We start from the raw sequence: 6,866 nt of genomic DNA, 5'->3' as shown, positions 1-6,866 counted from the left end.
TCGTCGACGTCCGCCTCGTCGCCGGCGACGAGGCGGACGTTGCCCGGGAGGGTGAAGTCGGCCGCGGGCGGGACGAATCCGGCCACTTCCGGATAGCTCGCGACCACGGAGGCGGACGGCGGCCCGACCAGCAGGACCCGGTCCACCTCACCGCCCCGGACCAGCCCGCGGGCGACGGCGTGCAGCCAGAGCAGGGCGGAGGCGCTGTGCGCGAGGACGACCCGCTCGGAGTCGGGGCCATCCGGCAACGGCAACTCATCGAGATGGCGGCCCAGTTCACCCAGCCATACGTCCAGATCGGGGTCGTCGGGGTCGGGCAGCTGGGGGTAGGTGACGTGGTGCCCGAGTGCGCGGAGGCGGTCGGCGAGCCAGTGCTGCCAGTGGTCCTTCGGGCGGTGGTTCTGCCAGCCGTGGAGGATGAGGTACGCGGTCATGCCCCCGATCCTCGCCGGTACCGCCACCTCGATCCAGTTCGTCTCCAGCGGTGGAACAGCTGCACGAAACCTTCACGGTCGACCTACGACCGGTTCAACCCCACTACGCGCACCGCGCCACCCGCTCCTCCAACTCCCCCCTGCGCTCCGCCCACTCCTCCGCCGTGATCGAGTAGATCGCGGAGTCCCGCAACAGACCGTCCTCCCCCGGTGCCCAGGACCGGGACCAGTTGCGCAGGACCCCCTCGAAGCGGGCGCCCACGCTCTGGATCGCGGCGCGGGAGCGGTCATTGCGGGCGTCCGTCTTCAGGTCGACCCGGGACACGCCCCACTCCTCGAACGCGTGCCGGAACAGCAGGAGTTTGGCCTCCGCGTTCACCCCCGTGCCCTGCGCCGAACCGGCCAGCCACGTGAACCCGACCTCCACGGCGTCGAGTTGATCGTCCGTCAGCCAGGAGCGGGGTTCCCAGTAGGCCGTGACGCCGACCGCCTTCCCCGTGCTCGTAGACACCTGGGCGTACGGCGCGAGCCGGCCCGTCGCCGCGCGGCCCAACTGGGCGTCGACATAGGCCTCCACCTCGTCGGCCCTCGGGACCCAGGTGAACGCGTACGAAGCCCTGTCCTCCTCCGCCGCCACCGCCAGCTCGGCCGTGTGCCGATGCTCCAGCGGCTCCAGGCGCACCAGTCGGCCCGCCAGGACCGGAGCCTTCAGCGCCAACCCCACCCCGAACTCCACACCCGTCCCCTCACGCCGGCAACTGCCCCCGCAGGGACGCGAATTCCTCGTGGAAACCGGGGAAAGTCTTCCGCACACACCCCGGGTCGTCGAACGAAATACCCGGCACCCCGAGCCCGGCCACCGCGAAGGACATGACGATGCGGTGGTCGCCGTAGGACTTGATCTCCGTGTCCGTGACGGGAGTTGCCCCCGGCCGGATCTCGATCCAGTCGTCCCCGGTCAGCACATCCACCCCCAACCGCCGGAGGTTCTCCGCACAGGCCTCCAGCCGGTCGCACTCCTTCACCCGGGTGTTGCCCACGTCCTCGATACGCACCGGTCCCGACGCGAAGGGAGCGATGGCCGCCAACGTCGGCATGGTGTCCGAGATGTCCCGCATATTGACCGTGAGGCCGCGCAATCCGCCCGTCCCCCGCACCCGGGTGCCCTCCGCGCCCGTCTCCACCTCCGCGCCCATCCGGCGCAGTACGTCGACGAAGCCCAGGTCGCCCTGGAGCGCGCCCGTGCCGAGCCCGGGGACCGTGACCTCGCCGCCCGTCAGGGCCGCCGCCGCGAAGAAGTAGCTGGCGGTGGACGCGTCCGGTTCGATGTCGTACGTGGTCGCCTGGTAGCCGCCCGGCGGGACCACATAGACAGCACCCTCCCTGTGCACCTCCGCCCCGAACGCCCGCATCATCGCGATCGTGATCTCGACGTACGGCGCGGAGACCAGGTCGGTGACCCTGATCCGCAGGCCCTTCCTGGTCAGAGGGCCCAGCAGGAGCAGCGCGGTCAGGTACTGGGAGGACTGGCCGGCGTCGAGCACCACCTCGCCGCCCTCGACACCCGACGCCTCGATCCGCAGCGGGTGGTGGCCCTCCGCCTCCTCGTGGCGCAGGTCCACGCCCAGGTCGCGCAGGGCCCGGGTCAGCGGAAGGAGCGGGCGGCGGCGCATCTGCGGGGACGCGTCGAAGCGGAAGCTGCCGTGGCCGGCCGCCGCGAGCGTGGGCAGGAAGCGGGCCGTCGTCGCGCCGTCCCGGCAGTACACGTCCGCCTCCGCGACCGCCGGACCCTGCGGTCGGCCGTCGATCCGCCAGGCGTCCGGGCTCCGGCCCACGCGATAGCCGAGCCGGGTCAGTCCCTCGGCGAACCCCTCGGTGTCGTCCGAGCGGAGGGGGCGCCGGAGGGTGGTGACGCCGTCGGCCGCCGCCGCCAGGAACAGCGCGCGGGCGGTGATGGACTTGGAACCGGGAACATCGACTACGGGCATGCCCTCATGATCGGGCGGCGGTCGCCCGCCCCGCCGGGACGTCCACGGGATGGACGACCCCCGCGCGGGCCGGTGAGCGGTCCCGTCCGTCCCACTGTCCCCAGGCGCACCGACTTCCGGGAATCGGCCGGCCGAAGGGAACCCGCGTCCCCTCCCCTCCGTCCAACCGGCATGCTGCCGGATGAGTCTCCGCGGTACGGCGTCGGCCTCGCTGCTGGCTGCGAACGCTGACCAACCCTCTCCTCCGCACCGCGGCCGACAGCACGCCGTCATCGGCGCGCCCCCCTCCAACTGCGCCGATGGCGGCCCCTCCATGAGCTACCGTGCGCACTCCCTTGACTGGCAGAAACTTCCCGGATACTGCTGAAAGCTCGGAAGTTTCCTTCACCGGATCGGAAGTGGATCCGACACCGGATCGGATGTGGATCCGACGTGGGACCACTCCGGAAGGAGCGCACGTGCCCTCCAGACGTACCGTCCTCGCCGCGACCATGGGCGTCACCGCGTCCCTCGCCGTCGGCGGCACCGCCCACGCCGACGACAAGTCGCTCCGCGCGCTGATCTCCCGTATGACCTTGCAGGAGAAGGTCGGCCAGCTCTTCGTGATGCGGGTCTACGGCCACTCCGCCACCGCCCCCGACCAGGCCGACATCGATGCCAACCTGAGCGAGATCGGGGTGCGGACGGCCGCCGAGCTGATCGCCAGGTATCGGGTCGGCGGCATCATCTACTTCAGCTGGGCGCACAACACCCGCGCCCCGCATCAGATCGCCGACCTCTCCAACGGCATCCAGAAGGCCTCGCTGAAACAGCCGCGCGGGCTGCCCGTGCTGATCGCCACCGACCAGGAACACGGCGCCGTCTGCCGGATCGGCGCGCCCGCGACGCTCTTCCCGGGCGCGATGGCGATCGGCGCCGGCGGCTCCCCCGCCGACGCCCGCACCCTCGGCCGGATCTCCGGTGCCGAGCTGCGCGCGATGGGCGTCAACCAGGACTACTCCCCCGACGCCGACGTGAACGTCAACCCGGCCAACCCGGTCATCGGTGTACGGTCCTTCGGCGCCGACCCGGACGCGGTGGCCGCCCTCGTCGCCGCCGAGGTGAAGGGGTATCAGAGCAGCCAGGTCGCGGCTACCGCCAAGCACTTCCCCGGGCACGGCGACACCGCCGTGGACAGCCACTTCGGCTTCCCGGTCATCACCCACAGCCGCGAACTGTGGGGGAAGCTCGACGCCGTCCCCTTCCGGGCCGCCGTCGCCGCGGGCATCGACTCGATCATGACCGCGCACATCATGGTCCCGGCCCTCGACGACTCCGGCGACCCGGCCACCCTCTCCCACCCGATCCTCACCGGCATCCTGCGTGGGGAGTTGGGCTACGACGGGGTGGTGATCACGGACTCGCTGGGCATGGAGGGCGTACGCCAGAAGTACGGCGACGACCGCGTGCCCGTGCTCGCGCTGAAGGCGGGGGTGGACCAGCTCCTCAACCCGCCCTCCCTCGACATCGCCTGGAACGCCGTCCTCAAGGCCGTGCGGGACGGGGAGTTGACGGAGGCGCGGCTCGACGAGTCGATCCTGCGGGTGCTGCGGCTGAAGGCCCGGCTGGGGTTGTTCGAGAAGCCGTACGTCACCCGGGCGGGGGTGGACCGCACGGTCGGGACCGCCGCCCATCGCGCCACCGCCGCCGGCATCGCCGAGCGGACGACCACCCTGCTGGTGAACAAGGGCGGGCTGCTGCCGCTGTCCCGTCGTACGCACGGGAAGGTGCTGGTGGTCGGCGCCGATCCGGCCTCCCCCACGGGTACCACGGGTCCGCCCACCGGTGTACTGGCGGCGGCTCTCGGGGAGTTGGGGTTCACGGCCACCGCGCGGTCCACCGGTACCGAGCCCTCCGCCGCCACCGTCGCGGCGGCCGTGACCGCGGCGCGGGCGGCGGACGCGGTGGTCGTGGCGACGTACAACGTCACGGCGGGCAGTGCGCAGAAGACGCTCGTCGAGCAACTCCTCGCCACCGGGCGGCCGGTCGTGGCCGTCGCCGTCCGCAACCCCTACGATGTCGCCCAACTGCCCACGGTGTCGGCCTACTTGGCGTCCTACTCCTGGACCGACGTCGAACTCCGGGCGGCGGCACGGGTGATCGCGGGCCGGGTCCGGCCGCGCGGGAAGCTCCCGGTGGCGGTGCAGCGCGCGGACGACGCGACGCAGGTGCTGTATCCGATCGGTCACGGACTGTCGTACTAGGGGTACGTTCCGCAGCCGCCCCGCCCCCGCCAACTGGCCCAAAGCCCCCCGCACGGCTGGCGTGCGCCCGCCGCGGCGGGTCACGCTGGGCGGGGGCAGCCGGGGGGATCGATGCGTGAGCGATGGAGCGTGGGCGTGGTGTGCGCGCTGCTCGCCGCCCTGGTGACCGGCTGCTCGTCCGCGGGCGGTTCCGACCGGGGGGACGGCCGGCTCGGCCGGAAGGCGTCCGCCGCGCCCACGGTCACCCAACCCACCGGCTACGGCGCGGTGTTCCTCGGCGTCGACGAGTGCAGTTCCTTCGGTACGACGAGTTTCACCGAGGTGCCGTGCACCAGTGAGCGGGCCGCCGCGCGCGTCGTCGCCCGGTACGACGGCGAGGTGGGCAGCGGTCCCCCGTGCCCGGCGACCACGGACTTCGTGCTGCACATCAGCGCCCAGGGCTCGTCGGGCGCGGGCCGTGACGGGGTCATTCCGAAGGGCTACGCCTGTATGCGCAACCTCGAGCCCCCGCACCCCGGCGATCCGGGCGGCGGGGGCGGGCCCCGCACGATCGTCGGCGACTGCGTCTACGGTTCGGGCAGCGGCCAGGTCCGGGAGACGGCGTGCGACGGCTCGGGGCAGCGGAAGCCGCAGTACAGGGTCGTCAAAGCCGTGCTCCGGCGGGCGAGTTGCCCCGCGTCGACGGCCCTGTACGTCCAGCTCGGCGGCGAGCAACCGGTGGGCTGCGCCCGGCCGGTGTAGTCGACTGACCACCAACGACCGGGCGCGGCACCGGAGTTGCCTACGGGCGGAGCGTCGGCTCGCGCTGGATGTCCTGCCGGTCCAGCTTCGCGTCGTACGGTGCGAGGGCCTTGGCCTGTGCCGTCGTCGGGGCGGGGACGCCGGCCCATGCCAGGATGCGGGCGGTGGCGAGCGCCTTCTGGTCGGCGGTCAGGGCGGCCACGTTCGCGCCGTGGTTGAGGCCGGGCGCGGTGAAGACGTACGAGTCCTTCGCGCCCTTCCCGACGGCGAAGCGCTCGGCGCCCCACGGGTCGTTCTGGCCGTAGACGAAGAGCATGTGGTCGGCGTGGTGGCGGACCCAGGTGTCGACGTCCCGCATCGCGCCCGGCTGGAACCTCATCGGGATGGAGCGGGGGACGAAGTTGCGGGGCGGCTGGTAGCCGTAGTGGATGTACTTCTTCTCGATGTACGGGAACTGGATGGTGGGGGCGCCGAGTTGGGTGCCCGCCTGGTAGTAGTACGGGGTGTACGGGTCCAGGCCCTGGTCGGTGTAGAAGGAGAAGCCGGAGATCGTGTCGACCGAGGTCCAGATCTCGTCGTCGGTGGCGGTCGCCGCGTTCGCCGGAATGCTGTCGCAGTCGGAGAGCAGGCTGTACTGCCAGAAGCCCCAGACGTAGTCGAGGACGACGGCCTCGTAGGCCTTGTCCAGGCTGCCGACGGTGGTGAAGGTGAAGCCGTTCTCGGCCGCGTAGGCCGCGTACTTCTGCTCCAGCGGTTCCCTGCGCACCAGCGCCTCGCGCTGTACGGCGTCCAGGCGGTCGCGGCACTCCTTGGTGCCGACCTTGGTGAAGAAGCGGTCGTAGGCCGAATCCTCGTTGTTCACCACGTCGTTGGGGGCGACGTAGGCGACGACGCCGTCCATGTCGTGCGGGTAGAAGCGCTCGAAGTAGGTGGCCGTCATACCGCCCTTGGAGCCGCCGGTGGCGATCCAGTTCTTGGTGTAGATCGACTTGAGGGCCTTGAAGACGCGGTGCTGGTCGCTGGCTGCCTGCCAGATGTCGAGCTTGGACCAGTCGGCGGGGGCGGGCCGGGACGGCGTGAAGTACCGGTATTCCAGGGAGACCTGGTTGGCGTCCGCGATCCGGGTCGGTTCGCTGCGGCTCGGGTTCGTGGAGACGTTGTAGCCGCTGGTGTAGAAGACCGTCGGGCGTGAGACGTCCTTGTGCAGCACGGTGATGCGCTGCTGGAACGTGCCCTTGGACGGGTGCCGGTGGTCGATCGGCTGGGTGTAGTTCAGGACGAAGTAGCGGTAGCCGGTGTACGGCTTCTCCTGGATCAGGCTCATGCCGGGTATCGCCAGCAACTGATCCTTGATATCAGTGACTTGGCCGGTCTGGGCAGCGGTGGCCACCCCGGCCGTACCCAGCGTGCCTATGAGCACGGTGAGCGCCAGCAGCCATCTGAGCGCCTTGCGCATGCAA

General features: G+C 71.2%; 6 protein-coding genes. 2 read left to right on the top strand and 4 right to left on the bottom strand.

What is annotated here, in order from left to right:
* The 3 genes from JHN63_RS18990 to aroA all read right to left on the bottom strand — a co-directional run.
* The coding region (locus JHN63_RS18990; RefSeq protein ID WP_200682269.1) for an alpha/beta hydrolase at positions 1 to 434 on the bottom strand (434 nt) is incomplete at its 3' end.
* Positions 435 to 537: 103 nt separating this feature from the next.
* The gene (locus tag JHN63_RS18985; RefSeq protein ID WP_200682276.1) at positions 538 to 1,158 is read right to left on the bottom strand and encodes a GNAT family N-acetyltransferase; all 621 of its coding nucleotides are present in this window, start codon (positions 1,156 to 1,158) and stop codon (positions 538 to 540) included.
* Positions 1,159 to 1,180: 22 nt separating this feature from the next.
* Positions 1,181 to 2,422, bottom strand: a complete 1,242-nt coding sequence (gene aroA, locus JHN63_RS18980) for a 3-phosphoshikimate 1-carboxyvinyltransferase (protein ID WP_200682268.1) — start codon at positions 2,420 to 2,422, stop codon at positions 1,181 to 1,183.
* A gap of 458 nt (positions 2,423 to 2,880) precedes the next feature.
* Here aroA and JHN63_RS18975 point away from each other — a divergent pair, with 458 nt between their 5' ends.
* Both JHN63_RS18975 and JHN63_RS18970 read left to right on the top strand, forming a co-directional pair.
* Positions 2,881 to 4,665, top strand: coding sequence for a glycoside hydrolase family 3 protein (locus JHN63_RS18975; RefSeq protein WP_374222923.1), 1,785 nt, complete (start codon positions 2,881 to 2,883; stop codon positions 4,663 to 4,665).
* A gap of 111 nt (positions 4,666 to 4,776) precedes the next feature.
* Positions 4,777 to 5,406, top strand: coding sequence for a hypothetical protein (locus tag JHN63_RS18970; RefSeq protein WP_200682266.1), 630 nt, complete (start codon positions 4,777 to 4,779; stop codon positions 5,404 to 5,406).
* Positions 5,407 to 5,446: 40 nt separating this feature from the next.
* Here JHN63_RS18970 and JHN63_RS18965 read toward each other — a convergent pair whose 3' ends face one another.
* Positions 5,447 to 6,862, bottom strand: a complete 1,416-nt coding sequence (locus JHN63_RS18965) for a S28 family serine protease (RefSeq protein WP_200682265.1) — start codon at positions 6,860 to 6,862, stop codon at positions 5,447 to 5,449.
* Between the last annotated feature and the right edge of the window lie 4 nt (positions 6,863 to 6,866).

Source organism: Streptomyces sp. MBT65 (assembly GCF_016612545.1).
In the GTDB taxonomy this organism is placed as follows: Bacteria; Actinomycetota; Actinomycetes; order Streptomycetales; family Streptomycetaceae; genus Streptomyces.
This window is presented reverse-complemented; position numbering and strand designations above follow the sequence as displayed.

Excerpts from the sequence above, each read along its gene's own strand:
- aroA (WP_200682268.1), bottom strand. The coding sequence starts at position 2,422 with ATGCCCGTAGTCGATGTTCCCGGTTCCAAGTCCATCACCGCCCGCGCG.
- JHN63_RS18970 (WP_200682266.1), top strand. The coding sequence starts at position 4,777 with ATGCGTGAGCGATGGAGCGTGGGCGTGGTGTGCGCGCTGCTCGCCGCC.
- JHN63_RS18965 (WP_200682265.1), bottom strand. The coding sequence starts at position 6,862 with ATGCGCAAGGCGCTCAGATGGCTGCTGGCGCTCACCGTGCTCATAGGC.